Genomic DNA, 13,532 nt, shown 5'->3' with positions numbered 1-13,532 from the left:
GGCTGTGTTCATTACGCCTGCGCTTCGCGCTCACTGATAAAGGCCAGGGCCTGCTCAATACGGGCCACGCTGCGGCTGCGGCCAATCGCCTCCACGGTGACATCCAGACCCGGTGACTGACCGGCACCGGTCACGGCCACACGCAGCGGCATGCCGACTTTACCCATACCCACTTCCAGCTCATCTGCGGTGCTCTGAATCGCCTGATGCACGTTTTCAGCAGTCCATTCAGTGATGGCGGCCAGCTTGTCACGCACCACTTCCAGCGGCTGACGCGCGACCGGACGAAGATGTTTCTTCGCCGCATCGGCATCGAACTCTGCAAAGTCTTCGTAGAAGTAGCGGCAGGATGCAGCCATTTCCTTCAGCGTTTTGCAACGCTCGCCCAGCAGACCCACCAGCTTCGCCAGTTCCGGTCCGGTGCGGGTATCAATTTTCTGCTCTTCAATATGCCACTGAAGATGTGTCGCCACATATTCTGGCGGCAGCGTATTGATATAGTGGTGGTTCAGCCACTGCAGTTTCTCAGTGTTGAACGCACTGGCAGACTTACTGACGGCATCCAGCGTAAACAGCTCAGCCATTTCAGCCACGCTGAAAATTTCCTGATCGCCATGTGACCAGCCCAGACGAACCAGGTAGTTGAGCAGCGCTTCCGGCAGGTAGCCGTCATCACGATACTGCATCACCCCTACTGCGCCATGACGCTTGGAGAGTTTTTTGCCATCATCGCCCAGAATCATGGAGACGTGAGCGTAGACCGGAACCTGCGCGCCAATCGCTTTGAGGATGTTGATCTGACGTGGTGTGTTGTTGATGTGGTCTTCACCACGAATAACATGGGTGATACCCATATCCCAGTCATCAACAACAACGCAGAAGTTATAGGTTGGCGAACCATCGGTGCGGCGGATGATCAGATCATCCAGTTCCTGGTTACTGAACTCGATCGGTCCACGAATCTGATCGTCAAAGATGACCGAACCTTCCTGTGGATTGCGGAAACGCACCACGCATGGCTCATCATCAGCATGATGTTCATGGCTGTCACGGCAGCGGCCGTCATAACGCGGCTTTTCGTTGTTCGCCATCTGTTCTTCGCGCAGCGCTTCCAGGCGTTCTTTAGAGCAGTAGCATTTATAAGCGGTTCCGGCTTCCAGCATGTCATCAATGACCGCGTTATAGCGATCAAAACGTTTAGTCTGGTAGTAAGGGCCTTCATTCCAGTCGAGGCTCAGCCAGTTCATACCATCCATGATGGCTTCGATAGCTTCCGGCGTGGATCGCTCCAGATCGGTATCTTCAATGCGCAGCACGAACTCGCCCTGGTTGTGACGGGCAAAGAGCCAGGAGTAAAGTGCGGTACGTGCGCCACCGACATGCAGATAGCCGGTTGGGCTTGGCGCGAAGCGTGTTTTGATTTTCATTGAGTATTGCCTTAGATGCGCGGGTTCTTTGTCTGGATGACAAAAAACAGGTTAGACGCGAAAAACAGTGGGCATATTCTAGCATCTGACGGTGAATCCTCAATGCATGCCCGCCGGTTGCGTCCCGGGAAAAGGGACTTTTCTGCCAGTAAAACCAGCACATTGGCTAAAAGCGCAACAGGATGTTTAAAAATAAACCGAACGCACATTTATGTTTTAAAAAGCGTTGACTCAAAATCAACTATCCCTATAATGCGACTCCACACAGCGGGGGTGATTAGCTCAGTTGGTAGAGCATCTCCCTTACAAGGAGGGGGTCGGCGGTTCGAACCCGTCATCACCCACCACTCTTAACAGCGTGGCCCGCAGTGAACAGGTATGAAGATATGGGTGATTAGCTCAGTTGGTAGAGCATCTCCCTTACAAGGAGGGGGTCGGCGGTTCGAACCCGTCATCACCCACCATATCTGACCTGTTAAAGCAGCACTGAAGTACGAAGTGGGTGATTAGCTCAGTTGGTAGAGCATCTCCCTTACAAGGAGGGGGTCGGCGGTTCGAACCCGTCATCACCCACCACTTCGGGTCGTTAGCTCAGTTGGTAGAGCAGTTGACTTTTAATCAATTGGTCGCAGGTTCGAATCCTGCACGACCCACCAATTCAGAATAAAGCGCCTTTTGGGCGCTTTTTTCGTTTCCGGGGCACGGACGTGACCGTGCGGGATGAGAACCTGCTGCAGGTTCGACTGAATCGCTGGCGATTCAGGCTGATGCGTCAGCATCACCCGGAGGGCGAGGCCCACGATGGGCCGAGGCTATCCTGCACGACCCACCAATTCAGAATAAAGCGCCTTTTGGGCGCTTTTTTCGTTTCCGGGGCACGGACGTGACCGTGCGGGATGAGAGCCTGCTGCAGGTTCGACTGAATCGCTGGCGATTCAGGCTGATGCGTCAGCATCACCCGGAGGGCGAGGCCCACGATGGGCCGAGGCTATCCTGCACGACCCACCAATTCAGAATAAAGCGCCTTTTGGGCGCTTTTTTCGTTTCTGCTGTTTAGACATTGGCTTGTAGATAAGCTCCCTTCTTTTCCAAACCTTAACAATCTCCGCGCTAAAGTCGTTTCACTGCGTGCCGATAACGTATGTGACGACTTACAGGGAGAAAATGATGTCTTCAATTTCCGGAATTTTAAGCAGTGCGGTCAGTAGCGGTGACAGCGGCGGCAGTGTTGCTTCTCAGGTCGCAGCCCTGAATAAACAGATTCAGAATGTCTTAACCCAGGTCAAAGAGCTGGCCGACAACAAAGAGCTGACTGACGAACAGAAAGCTGAAATGCAGCAGATGTATCAGTCACAGCTCACCATGCTGCAGGCACAGATTGCGCAGCTGGAGCAGAAGCAGGCGGAGCAGGATCAGCCAAAAAGTGACAGCACGCCTGTCAGTGCGAACAAAGCAGACGGCATTAACCGCCCTACCGACACCAATAAAGTGGACGTCTATATCTAAAACGCGGGGCTGGCTTCGCGTTGTTGCGCCAGCAGCGCTGCCTGCTGGCGCACCTCCTGCCAGATCGCTTCGGCAGCAGGCGTCAGCGAGCGGTTTTTACGTTTGATCAGCGTCAGGCTGCGATTAATTTCCGGATAAAGACGACGCACACTAAGGTCACGATCGGCCGGTAACGGTAAGGCCAGCGCGGGCAGAATACTGATGCCGATCCCCACTTCTACCATCGGAAACAGCGTAGCGGGATGGCCAATTTCCTGCACCACTTGCGCCCTGATGTTCTGCTGCTGCATCGCCGCATCAATCAGTACCCGACTGCCGGACGCGTAATCCTGCAGCACCATGGTGCGACCATCCAGCATCGACCATTCAGCCCTTTCCACCTGCGCCAGCGGATCATCATCGCGGCACAACAGCAGGAAAGGCTCATCCAGAATCGCGATGCTATCAAAATCACTGTCGCTGAGCGGCCCAATCACAATCCCGAAGTCGACCTCGGCGTTACGCACACTTTGCAGCACCCACTGCTGGGCGCGATCGTGCAGTATCACTTTGATATCGGGAAAGTGCTGCTGACTTGCAGCCAGACATTGCGGCATCAGATGCGCAGAAATAGTCTGGCTGGCTGCCACTCTGACGGTGCCGCTGCGCTGCTCACCAAAACTGCGGATATCCAGCAGCGTCGTATGAATCTCCTCCAGCAGGCGCTCCATCCGTGACGCCAGCTGCTTGCCTGCCTCGGTCAGCATCACCTCACGCGTGGTGCGATCCAGCAGCCGGACGCCGGTTTCCGCTTCCAGCTCTTTAATACTGTGGCTGACTGCCGACTGACTCAGACCTATCGCCTGCCCCGCCTGACTGAAACCACCGTAGTGTGCCACTGCAATAAAAGTCCGAAGCTGACGCAGGGTATAATTCATCGATTATGCTCATAGATTAATTCAATAAATCAATTTTATTTCTAAAACCAATTCACGCACAATCGCGCTATTGAAAAATTTACCGGATTTTAACAATGGGCTTTTTAAAACTCGATCCGATGATGGTCAAACTCATCATCACCGTGCTGCTGGCGTCGTTCCTGCCAGCGAAAGGGATCTACGTCGATGTCTTCAGCTACCTCGCGACGGCAGCGATAGCACTGTTATTCTTTATGCACGGTGCCAAACTTTCGCGTGAAAAAATCATCGCAGGCAGCAGCCACTGGCAGCTGCATCTGTGGATTATGTTCAGCACCTTTGTGTTGTTTCCCGCGCTGGGTCTGCTGCTGGTCTGGTGGCATCCGGTTGATGTCGGTCCGGAAATTTATACCGGCTTTATCTACCTCTGTATCCTGCCAGCCACCGTTCAGTCCGCTATCGCGTTTACCTCTATGGCAGGCGGTAACGTTGCAGCAGCGGTGTGCAGCGCCTCGGCATCAAGCCTGCTGGGTGTATTTATTTCGCCGTTGCTGGTGAACCTGGTGATGGATATTCACAGCAGCGCGCCCAGCGATGGTCTGGAGCAGATCGGTAAAATTATGCTGCAACTCATGGTGCCATTCATTCTGGGCCACCTCTCTCGTCGCTGGATCGGTGGCTGGGTTGAGAAACATCGCAGCCTGATTGGCAAAACTGACCAGACCTCGATTTTGCTGGTCGTTTATTCCGCCTTCAGTGAAGCCGTGGTGAATGGCATCTGGCATCGCGTTGGCTTGACTACGCTGCTGTGGATTGTGGCAGGTTCAATCATCCTGCTGACCGCCGTGCTGATTATCAACCTGCTGGCCTCGCGCCTGTTCCGCTTTAAACGTGCCGACGAGATTGTGGTGCTGTTTTGTGGCTCGAAGAAGAGTCTGGCGAACGGGGTGCCCATGGCGAATATTCTGTTCCCGGCCAGCACCGTGGGGATTATCGTGCTGCCGCTGATGATTTTCCATCAGGTTCAGCTGATGGTCTGCTCGTTTATTGCCGGCCGTTACAAGAAGACCAATGAGAAACAGCAACAGCAGACGCTGAAGGTTAAAGATTCGGTGATGGAGTCACAGAAGTAGAACAGGTGCCCGCCTGCGCGGGCACAGTTACTTGCGGGTCTGGAGCGGTTTAACTAATCCCTCCAGACCTTCAATTTTTATTGTCAGAGTCAACTGCATCAAATCCCCCAACAGCCCCGACGGGAAGTCGCCACTGCGGGCAAACCACAGCAGATAAGGCTCAGGCAGATCGATCAGCATCCGCCCTTTATATTTCCCAAACGGCATCGGCGTATTGGCTATCGCCACCAGCTGGTGTTCATCCATCTCAGGCCCCCAGCAGGCGAATCATTTCCGCTTCATCAATCACCTCTATGCCCAGTTCCTGTGCTTTCGCCAGTTTGGAACCGGCAGCTTCTCCGGCAATCAGCAGATCGGTTTTCTTCGATACGCTGCCGCTGACTTTTGCGCCGAGCGCGACGAGCTGCGCTTTGGCATCATCACGGTTCATCTGCGACAGCGAGCCGGTCAGCACCACCGTTTTACCCGCGAACGGACTGTCGATCTCTTCGGCTTTCACTACCACCACCTGCGGCCAGTGAATGCCGATCTCTTCGGTCAGCTGACGGATAACTTCACGGTTGCTCTCCTCTTCCATGAAGTTGCGAACGTGTGTGGCAACAACTTTGCCCACATCCGGTACCGCAATGAGCGCCTCAAGATCGGCATCCATCACCTTCTGCAGCTCACCAAAATGGTTAGCCAGATTAGCGGCGGTAGCTTCACCCACTTCACGAATGCCCAGCGCATAGAGGAAGCGTGCCAGCGTGGTCGACTTCGCTTTCTCCAGCGCATCTACAACGTTTTGCGCTGATTTCGGCCCCATGCGATCCAGTCCGGTCAGCTTGCCCGCCGTGAGACGGAACAGATCGGCTGGCGTACTGACGTACTCTTTCTCCACCAGCTGGTCGATAATCTTATCGCCCATGCCATCCACATCCAGCGCCCGACGTGAGACAAAATGCTTCAGTGCCTCTTTGCGCTGTGCGCCGCAGATCAAGCCGCCGGTGCAGCGCGTGACTGATTCGCCTTCAACCCGTTCAACCTCAGAACCGCAGACCGGACAATGGGCAGGAAATACCACCTCACGCGTCTCTTCAGGTCGCTCCGCGATAACCACGTTGACGACCTGCGGAATCACATCGCCGGCGCGGCGAATCACAACTCGATCACCGATGCGTAAACCCAGCCGTTCGATTTCGTCTGCATTATGCAGTGTGGCATTGCTGACGATAACGCCTGCGACCTGCACCGGCTCCAGGCGAGCTACTGGCGTGATAGCGCCTGTGCGGCCAACCTGAAATTCGACGTCGCGCACCCAGGTTAGCTGTTCCTGTGCCGGGAACTTAAAAGCAATCGCCCAGCGCGGCGCTCGCGCCACAAAGCCCAGCTGCTCCTGCAGCGCCTGTGAATCGACTTTTATTACGACACCATCGATATCAAAACCCAGGTTCGGACGTTGTTGCTCAATTTCCCGATAGAACGCCAGGGCTTCCTCCGCATTATGCACCCGCTTAATGCGGTCGCTGACCGGCAGGCCCCAGGCTTTAAACTGTTGCAGGCGCGCCATGTGGCTGTGTGGCATCTCACCGCCTTCCAGCAGGCCAAAACCGTAGCAGAAAAACGTCAGCGGACGTTTGGCGGTAATGCGTGGATCAAGCTGACGCAGGGAACCTGCTGCTGCATTACGCGGGTTAGCAAAAACTTTGCCGTCTGTCCGACGCGCTTCTTCATTAAGCTTCTCGAAGCCGCGCTGCGTCATAAACACCTCGCCGCGCACTTCCAGCCGGGCCGGGATGTTGTCGCCCTTCAGCCGCAGCGGGATAGCGCGAATGGTCCGGACGTTGGCGGTAATGTTCTCACCGGTCGTGCCGTCACCGCGCGTCGCGGCCTGAACCAGCAGGCCATTTTCATACATCAGGCTGACCGCAGCGCCATCGAGCTTGAGTTCACAGCAGTAAGTAATGTCCTCACTGTTTTTCAGCCGATCCTGTACCCGCTTGTTGAAAGCCATAAATGTGGCTTCATCAAACGCGTTGTCCAGCGACAGCATCGGCACTTCATGGCGAACCTGCTCAAATACCGTCAGCGGCGCAGCACCCACACGCTGGGTTGGCGAATCCGGTGTAATGAGATCGGGATGTTCCTCTTCCAGCTGACGCAGTTCACGCATCAGGCGATCGTATTCAGCATCCGGCACTTCCGGCGCATCCATGACGTGGTAGAGATATTCGTGATGGCGCAGCGTGGTGCGCAGTTCGGTGATGTGATCCTGGACGGATTTCATAAAGCCCCATCAGATAAAAAACCCCCGACAGGCGGGGGTTTGTTTTAACAATTCAGATAGCGTTTAGCGCAGGTGTCAGACGCCAACCACATCGCGGATACGCGCTTTGTAAGTTTCCAGCTTCTGTGGCGTCATCATGCGACGCTCATCGTCCAGCACCACGCCGCCAACATCATCAGCGATGCGCTGTGCAGACTGCAGCATCAGCTTGAAGTTCTGATTCGCATCGCCATAAGAGGGCACCATCATAAAGATGGAGATACCAGGCGTGCTGAAATCCGTCATCATGTCAGGATTGAACGAACCTGGCTTAACCATGTTAGCCAGACTGAACAGCACCGGACCACTGCCTGCCGGACTAAGATGACGATGGAAAATATTCATTTCACCAAACTGGAAGCCCGCCTGCAGAATACCCTGCAGCAACGCTTCACCGTTCAGTTCGCCGCCCGAATGGGCAGCAACATGCAGCACCAGTACGGCTTCTTTCGGTTTTTCTGCTGGCGCTTTAGCCGCGGGTTGTTCAGGCGCAGGAGGCGCTGACACCTCAGGCTGCGGTTGTGGCTCAGGTTCAGCCTGGTACTGCGGCGCAGGCTGCACAGACTCCAGCGGATCCAGATCCAGCAACGGGTCGGCCTGAACAGGCGGCGCGACGAAAGTCTGCGCTGGCTGCTGACGCACCGGTTCAGGGCGCGGCTGTGGAGCAGGCTTCGGTGCCGTAGTGAACAGCGGATCGCTGTCAGGTTCGGGTTGCGGTGCGGGTCGTGGCGCAGGCTGACGCACAGGCTCAGCGGGCGCTTGCTTACGCGGCGCTTCTGGCTGTGGTTCGCGGATCTCATCGAAACGCGGTTCCTGATGGACGTTGCGCTCAGAACGAACACGAACCTCGCCGACGCCGTCATCTTCGTCGTCAATCAGGTCCTGCTCATCATGGTCATCACGTTGTTTTAGACGTTTGTGCGGGCGATCACGGAACACTGACGAACGCTCTTTACGGCTGGTCCACAGCCCGTGAAGAAGGAGCGCTATAATGGCGATCGCGCCAACAACGATTAATATCAGACGCAAATCCTGCATCATTGTATTCTCTGTTGTTCCAATACCTTGCCACCGCGGCAAACTTTATCCTCTAACTGTATTTGCCCTGCTACACAAGTGCAAGTCTGTGCAGTATTTTCTGACAAATAAGATAGGCAACCCACGCTTTTTCGCTGTTTTTTTACCCAAACGGCACCTGGCCTGGAGAAAAAGCCAGGTTATAGTGAGCGCGCCTTAACACCTTCAGGAGAATTGGCTTTATGGCCCTTGAGAATTCCGTCTCAAATTTTAACGGCATGCACTACTTTAGCCAGGGCTGGAAACTGGTCCGTCTGCCTGGCATTCGCCGCTTTGTGGTGATGCCACTGCTGATCAACATCATTATGCTGGGCGGCGCATTCGTCTGGCTGATCTATCGCCTCGGCGACTGGATTCCACGCCTGATGGCCCATATTCCCGACTGGCTGCAGTGGCTGAGTTATCTGTTGTGGCCATTGTCGGTGATTGCGATTGTACTGGTGTTCAGCTATTTCTTCTCAACGCTGGCAAACCTGATTGCTGCTCCATTCTGCGGCCTGCTGGCCGAACAGCTCGAAGGCCGCCTGACCGGTAAGCCCCTGCCCGACAGCGGCTGGGCGGGAATGATTAAAGATGTGCCGCGCCTTATGAAGCGCGAGATGCAAAAACTGGGCTATTACCTGCCCCGCGCGCTGGGACTGTTGCTGCTCTACTTTATTCCGGGATTTGGTCAGACGGTGGCACCCGTGCTGTGGTTCCTGTTCAGTGCCTGGATGTTATCCATTCAGTATTGCGATTACCCGTTCGACAACCACAAAGTGCCTTTTCAGCAAATGCGAAACGCCCTGCGCCGGCACAAAACGGCCAACATGCAGTTTGGCGCGCTAACCAGCCTGTTCACCATGATTCCGATTCTTAATCTGGTGATTATGCCGGTTGCCGTTTGTGGTGCCACCGCCATGTGGGTTGACCGTTACCGGCCGCAACTGGCCCGCAGTGAGGTGCGCTAGTCACACCCGCACGCCTTATGCTCTTTTTAGCAGGGCTTATTGCCGGGCGAAATATAGATATACGATTTCTTTCCTTCCGCCCCCAGGCAGAACAGGTATGCTCATAGCGTTCCCAATAATTCATACAGTTAAGGACAGGCTATGAGTAAGATCTATGAAGACAACTCTTTGACAATTGGTCATACGCCATTGGTTCGACTGAACCGCATCGGTAACGGCCGCATCCTTGCGAAAGTTGAATCCCGTAACCCGAGCTTCAGCGTAAAATGCCGTATCGGTGCCAATATGATTTGGGACGCAGAAAAACGCGGTATTCTGAAGCCCGGTGTTGAACTGGTTGAACCGACCAGCGGTAACACCGGTATTGCGCTGGCCTATGTTGCCGCAGCGCGCGGCTACAAATTAACCCTGACGATGCCAGAAACCATGTCAGTGGAACGTCGTAAATTGCTGAAAGCGCTGGGGGCTAAGCTGGTGCTGACCGAAGGTGCTAAAGGCATGAAAGGCGCCATCAGCAAAGCGGAAGAGATTGTCGCCAGCGATCCGGACCGATATGTCCTGCTGCAGCAGTTCAGCAATCCGGCTAACCCGGAAATCCATGAGAAGACCACCGGCCCGGAAATCTGGGAAGACACGGATGGCGAAGTGGATGTCTTTATCGCAGGTGTCGGCACCGGCGGTACGCTGACCGGGGTGAGCCGCTATATCAAAAACACCAAAGGCAAGAAAGACCTGATAACCGTCGCCGTTGAGCCAACGGATTCACCGGTAATTGCTCAGGCGCTGGCGGGTGAAGAGATCAAGCCTGGTCCACACAAAATTCAGGGTATCGGCGCAGGCTTTATTCCGGGCAACCTTGAGCTGAATCTGGTGGACCGCGTAGTGGCGATCACCAATGATGAAGCGATCAGCACAGCGCGTAAGCTTATGGAAGAGGAAGGTATTCTGGCCGGTATCTCATCCGGTGCTGCCGTCGCCGCCGCGCTGAAGCTGCAGGAAGACGAAACCTTCGCGAATAAAAATATTGTGGTCATTCTCCCCTCCTCCGGCGAACGCTATCTGAGTACGGCTTTGTTTGCCGATCTCTTCACAGAAAAAGAGCTGCAGTAGCAGCGGCAGATAGTCTGAAAATGGAGAAAAAAGCACCCGCCTGGGTGCTTTTTTGTGGTGCAGATCTCACTTTCATAACCCGGCAGATTGATTTCAGTGACGCCGATCTGGTATTCAGACTGCCAATTATTTCGATGCCTGAAATTAATCCGCCTTTGAAGTGGATCAAGCTGAATCGATTTACGGATTCAGTGAAACGGCGAATCACGGCATAATTAACCGGTGACGTGTAGAATCGGTTTTGAGAAGCAACGGAATGTAGATTTGACGCCTGCGCGTCTTTGGTCAGCATGATGCTATACCCGCGCACCTACACAGGCTAAAGTGAAGGCTCCAGGCTAGACTTTAGATCCATAACACTCATCCTGATAACGTTGGGGAAATAGAATGTTCCAGCAAGAAGTTACCATTACTGCACCAAACGGTCTGCATACTCGCCCAGCTGCGCAATTCGTAAAAGAAGCCAAAGCTTTCCAGTCAGAAATTACCGTGACCTCTAACGGTAAATCAGCAAGCGCGAAAAGCCTGTTCAAGCTGCAGACATTGGGTTTAACCCAGGGAACGGTTGTGACGCTTTCTGCAGAAGGCGAAGATGAGCAGAAAGCAGTTGAGCATCTGGTCAAACTGATGGCTGAACTGGAGTAATCTCCGCTCAGCTCTCCAGCCAATCGACTCCTCTGCGCCATTGAGTGCAAACATCTTGATCGCGGACAACCTGTCCGCGTTATTGCTTTCGTAGAGTACGTGTCCCGCGACAATGGCACCGCATAGAGTCCCATCAGCCATCGTGATTAAAAGGTAGCGTTATGATTTCAGGCATTTTAGCATCACCAGGTATCGCTTTCGGCAAAGCACTGCTGCTGAAAGAAGACGAGATCGTCATCAACCGCAAGAAAATTTCTGATGATCAGGTTGAGCAGGAAGTACAACGCTTCCTTGATGGCCGTAGCAAAGCGGCATTACAACTGGAAGCGATTCGCGTCAAAGCGGGTGAAACCCTCGGTGAAGAGAAAGCAGCCATCTTCGAAGGCCACATCATGTTGCTGGAAGATGAAGAGCTGGAGCAGGAAATCATCGATCTGATTAAAAAAGATCACGCTTCTGCCGATGCTGCTGCCTACTCTGTTATTGATGGCCAGGCGAAAGCTCTGGAAGAGTTAGATGACGAATACCTGAAAGAGCGTGCGGCTGACGTACGTGACATCGGTAAACGTCTGCTGCAAAACATCCTCGGTCTGCACATTGTTGACCTGAGCGCTATTCCGGACGAATCCATTCTGGTGGCAAAAGATTTAACGCCATCAGAAACCGCACAGCTGAACCTGAAAAAGGTGCTGGGCTTTATCACCGATCTGGGTGGCCGTACCTCACACACTTCAATCATGGCGCGCTCGCTGGAGATCCCAGCCATTGTCGGCACCGGCAATGTGACCGTCACGGTTAAAAACGGCGATTTCCTGATCCTGGATGGCGTTAACAATGCGATTCACGTCAATCCTTCTGAAGCGATTCAGGAAGAGCTGAAAGCCGTACAGAATCAGTATCTGTCGGAAAAACACGAATTAGCCAAGCTGAAAGATCTGCCAGCCGTCACGCTGGATGGTCACCAGGTTGAAGTCTGCGCCAACATCGGTACCGTGCGCGATATCGCCGGTGCTGAGCGCAATGGCGCTGAAGGCGTTGGTCTTTATCGTACCGAATTCCTGTTCATGGACCGTGACTCTCTGCCAAGCGAAGAAGAGCAGTTCCAGGCGTACAAAGCCGTTGCTGAAGCGATGGGTTCACAGGCCGTTATCGTTCGTACCATGGACATCGGCGGTGACAAAGATCTGCCTTACATGAACCTGCCGAAAGAGGAGAACCCGTTCCTCGGCTGGCGTGCTATCCGCATCGCTATGGATCGCAAAGAGATTCTGCATGCGCAGCTGCGTGCTATCCTGCGCGCCTCCTCCTTCGGTAAACTGCGCATCATGTTCCCGATGATCATTTCGGTTGAAGAAGTTCGCAGTCTGAAAGCGGAACTGGAACTGCTGAAAGCGCAGTTGCGCGAAGAAGGTAAAGCCTTTGATGAAAGCATCGAAGTCGGCATCATGGTGGAAACCCCGGCTTCAGCCGTGATTGCGCATCATCTGGCGAAAGAAGTCGACTTCTTCAGTATTGGGACAAACGATCTGACGCAGTATACTCTGGCGGTCGATCGTGGTAATGATTTGATCTCGCACCTGTACAACCCAATGACGCCGTCTGTGCTTAACTTAATCAAGCAAGTCATTGATGCATCTCACGCTGAAGGTAAATGGACCGGCATGTGTGGTGAGCTGGCAGGTGATGAACGTGCTACACTACTTTTACTGGGAATGGGGCTGGACGAGTTCAGCATGAGTGCCATTTCTATCCCTGGCATCAAGAAAATCATTCGTAATACTAATTTTGAAGATGCGAAGGCATTGGCAGAGCAGGCACTGGCTCAACCGACAGCGGAAGACCTGATGAACCTGGTAAACAAGTTTATTAAGGAAAAAACGCTCTGCTAATCTGCATGATGCTGGCCCCAAATTACTGCTTAGGAGAAGATCATGGGTTTGTTTTCTAAACTTTTTGGCGAAAAAACGGATAGCGCTGGGACAATTGACATCGTAGCGCCTCTGTCAGGCGAAATCGTGAATATTGAAGACGTACCAGATGTGGTGTTTGCAGAGAAAATCGTGGGCGACGGTATTGCTATCAAACCCAGCGGCAACAAAATGGTTGCGCCTGTTGATGGCACTATCGGTAAGATTTTTGAAACCAATCACGCTTTTTCGATCGAATCAGACAACGGCATTGAGCTGTTTGTCCACTTCGGTATCGATACGGTAGAACTGAAAGGTGAAGGCTTCAAACGCATCGCTGAAGAAGGCCAGAAGGTCAAAAAAGGCGATGTGGTTATCGAGTTCGATCTGCCGTTGCTGGAAGAGAAAGCGAAATCAACCCTGACACCGGTTGTTATCTCCAACATGGATGAAATCAAGGAATTGATTAAGCTGTCTGGCCAGGTCACCGTCGGCGAAACGCCGGTGATTCGCATCAGAAAGTAAGCATGCGTTGATATCATAACGGCACCTGCGGGTGCCGTTATCGTTTCTGCA

At 53.6% G+C, this 13,532-nt stretch carries 13 protein-coding genes, 4 tRNA genes and 2 other RNA genes; 13 read left to right on the top strand and 6 right to left on the bottom strand.

Annotation, left to right across the window (positions count from 1 at the left end):
- Nucleotides 1-11 precede the first annotated feature (11 nt).
- Nucleotides 12-1,427, bottom strand: coding sequence for a glutamate--tRNA ligase (gene gltX, locus EE896_RS05530; protein WP_039659597.1), 1,416 nt, complete (start codon nt 1,425-1,427; stop codon nt 12-14).
- Between the two features lie 271 nt (nt 1,428-1,698).
- Between gltX and EE896_RS05525 the strand changes: the two genes are divergently transcribed.
- The 7 genes from EE896_RS05525 to EE896_RS05495 all read left to right on the top strand — a co-directional run bounded on the left by EE896_RS05525 (nt 1,699) and on the right by EE896_RS05495 (nt 2,933).
- Nucleotides 1,699-1,774: transfer RNA gene (locus EE896_RS05525), tRNA-Val, on the top strand.
- Nucleotides 1,775-1,815: 41 nt separating this feature from the next.
- A tRNA-Val gene (locus EE896_RS05520) sits at nt 1,816-1,891 on the top strand.
- Nucleotides 1,892-1,927: 36 nt separating this feature from the next.
- Nucleotides 1,928-2,003: transfer RNA gene (locus EE896_RS05515), tRNA-Val, on the top strand.
- Between the two features lie 4 nt (nt 2,004-2,007).
- Nucleotides 2,008-2,083 (top strand) — tRNA-Lys (locus EE896_RS05510).
- Nucleotides 2,084-2,126: 43 nt separating this feature from the next.
- Nucleotides 2,127-2,259: non-coding RNA, RtT sRNA (locus EE896_RS05505), on the top strand.
- A 43-nt stretch (nt 2,260-2,302) separates the two neighbouring features.
- Nucleotides 2,303-2,435: non-coding RNA, RtT sRNA (locus EE896_RS05500), on the top strand.
- A 159-nt stretch (nt 2,436-2,594) separates the two neighbouring features.
- On the top strand, nt 2,595-2,933 hold the full coding sequence (locus EE896_RS05495) for a FlxA-like family protein (protein WP_008926525.1): 339 nt from the start codon (nt 2,595-2,597) through the stop codon (nt 2,931-2,933).
- On the opposite strand, the gene EE896_RS05490 is transcribed toward EE896_RS05495, so the two are convergent.
- Nucleotides 2,930-3,850, bottom strand: a complete 921-nt coding sequence (locus EE896_RS05490; RefSeq protein WP_008926526.1) for a LysR family transcriptional regulator — start codon at nt 3,848-3,850, stop codon at nt 2,930-2,932. The two genes, EE896_RS05495 and EE896_RS05490, sit on opposite strands and share 4 nt — an antisense overlap.
- Nucleotides 3,851-3,945: 95 nt before the next feature.
- On the opposite strand from EE896_RS05490, the gene EE896_RS05485 reads away from it, so the two are divergent.
- Nucleotides 3,946-4,962 (top strand): bile acid:sodium symporter family protein, encoded by a 1,017-nt coding sequence (locus tag EE896_RS05485; RefSeq protein ID WP_003848880.1) that lies wholly within the window; start codon nt 3,946-3,948, stop codon nt 4,960-4,962.
- Between the two features lie 27 nt (nt 4,963-4,989).
- On the opposite strand, the gene EE896_RS05480 is transcribed toward EE896_RS05485, so the two are convergent.
- The 3 genes from EE896_RS05480 to zipA all read right to left on the bottom strand — a co-directional run bounded on the left by EE896_RS05480 (nt 4,990) and on the right by zipA (nt 8,308).
- Nucleotides 4,990-5,208: a DUF3820 family protein gene (locus tag EE896_RS05480; protein WP_003848878.1), complete on the bottom strand. Its 219-nt coding sequence runs from the start codon at nt 5,206-5,208 to the stop codon at nt 4,990-4,992.
- A 1-nt stretch (nt 5,209) separates the two neighbouring features.
- Nucleotides 5,210-7,228, bottom strand: a complete 2,019-nt coding sequence (ligA, locus tag EE896_RS05475) for an NAD-dependent DNA ligase LigA (protein WP_003848876.1) — start codon at nt 7,226-7,228, stop codon at nt 5,210-5,212.
- Nucleotides 7,229-7,303: 75 nt separating this feature from the next.
- Nucleotides 7,304-8,308, bottom strand: coding sequence for a cell division protein ZipA (gene zipA / locus EE896_RS05470; protein WP_008926527.1), 1,005 nt, complete (start codon nt 8,306-8,308; stop codon nt 7,304-7,306).
- Between the two features lie 218 nt (nt 8,309-8,526).
- On the opposite strand from zipA, the gene cysZ reads away from it, so the two are divergent.
- Nucleotides 8,527-9,294 (top strand): sulfate transporter CysZ, encoded by a 768-nt coding sequence (gene cysZ, locus EE896_RS05465; protein ID WP_140915665.1) that lies wholly within the window; start codon nt 8,527-8,529, stop codon nt 9,292-9,294.
- Between the two features lie 141 nt (nt 9,295-9,435).
- On the top strand, nt 9,436-10,404 hold the full coding sequence (gene cysK, locus EE896_RS05460) for a cysteine synthase A (protein WP_003848872.1): 969 nt from the start codon (nt 9,436-9,438) through the stop codon (nt 10,402-10,404).
- Here the strand turns inward: cysK and EE896_RS05455 are convergent.
- Nucleotides 10,382-10,696, bottom strand: coding sequence for a hypothetical protein (locus EE896_RS05455; protein WP_153574537.1), 315 nt, complete (start codon nt 10,694-10,696; stop codon nt 10,382-10,384). The two genes, cysK and EE896_RS05455, sit on opposite strands and share 23 nt — an antisense overlap.
- Before the next feature lie 95 nt (nt 10,697-10,791).
- Here EE896_RS05455 and ptsH point away from each other — a divergent pair, with 95 nt between their 5' ends.
- From ptsH to crr, 3 genes are all read left to right on the top strand, one after another.
- On the top strand, nt 10,792-11,049 hold the full coding sequence (gene ptsH, locus EE896_RS05450) for a phosphocarrier protein Hpr (RefSeq protein ID WP_003848868.1): 258 nt from the start codon (nt 10,792-10,794) through the stop codon (nt 11,047-11,049).
- 161 nt (nt 11,050-11,210) lie between these two features.
- Nucleotides 11,211-12,938, top strand: a complete 1,728-nt coding sequence (gene ptsI / locus EE896_RS05445; RefSeq protein WP_003848857.1) for a phosphoenolpyruvate-protein phosphotransferase PtsI — start codon at nt 11,211-11,213, stop codon at nt 12,936-12,938.
- A 42-nt stretch (nt 12,939-12,980) separates the two neighbouring features.
- Nucleotides 12,981-13,481 carry a PTS glucose transporter subunit IIA gene (gene crr / locus EE896_RS05440; protein WP_008926530.1) on the top strand — a complete coding sequence of 167 codons (501 nt, stop codon included), beginning with the start codon at nt 12,981-12,983 and terminating at the stop codon, nt 13,479-13,481.
- Nucleotides 13,482-13,532: the final 51 nt, after the last annotated feature.

The organism is Pantoea eucalypti (assembly GCF_009646115.1).
Lineage (GTDB): Bacteria > Pseudomonadota > Gammaproteobacteria > Enterobacterales > Enterobacteriaceae > Pantoea > Pantoea eucalypti.
The sequence above is the reverse complement of the archived record's forward strand: the minus strand, read 5'-3'. Positions and strand labels throughout refer to the sequence as shown.